2 rRNA genes are annotated in these 667 nt (G+C 44.1%); both read left to right on the top strand.

What is annotated here, in order from left to right:
• Positions 1 to 67, top strand: a 16S ribosomal RNA gene (locus DBX25_RS20435); the annotation flags it as partial.
• A gap of 286 nt (positions 68 to 353) precedes the next feature.
• A 23S ribosomal RNA gene (locus DBX25_RS20430) occupies positions 354 to 667 on the top strand; the annotation flags it as partial.

Genomic DNA, 667 nt, shown 5'->3' with positions numbered 1-667 from the left:
ACAGATGATTGGGGTGAAGTCGTAACAAGGTAGCCGTATCGGAAGGTGCGGCTGGATCACCTCCTTTCTAAGGATATAAGGAAATGAAGTATAAGTTACTTCATTAAACAGACGTTTCTGATTTTGTTTAGTTTTGAGAGAATTATCTCTCACATAGCAACAAACTTGTTCCTTGAAAACTAGATAATTAATGACAAGACATCATTTTAGTAAGTTCTTTAGAATTAACTAAGGTGTATGAGAAGCGAGAAGGTCGAGGAAGCACAAGGAGCGAACACCGGAGTTTATTAACATAAATGAGGATGTGAGCGACTGAAGCTGACGAAGAGATTCGAAGCTTATCATAACCGATAGGTTAAGTTAGAAAGGGCGCACGGTGGATGCCTTGGCACTAGGAGCCGATGAAGGACGGGACTAACACCGATAAGCTACGGGGAGCTGTAAGTAAGCTTTGATCCGGAGATTTCCGAATGGGGAAACCCACTGTTCGTAATGGAACAGTATCTTTACCTGAATACATAGGGTATTGAAGGCAGACCCGGGGAACTGAAACATCTAAGTACCCGGAGGAAGAGAAAGCAAAAGCGATTTCCTGAGTAGCGGCGAGCGAAACGGAACATAGCCCAAACCGAGAGGCTTGCCTCTCGGGGTTGTAGGACACTCAATA

Origin of the sequence: Peribacillus acanthi (assembly GCF_003073175.1) — a bacterium.
In the GTDB taxonomy this organism is placed as follows: domain Bacteria; phylum Bacillota; class Bacilli; order Bacillales; family DSM-1321; genus Bacillus_BN; species Bacillus_BN acanthi.
Note: the sequence above shows the minus strand (reverse complement) of the source record. Positions and strands in the feature narration are given on the sequence as shown.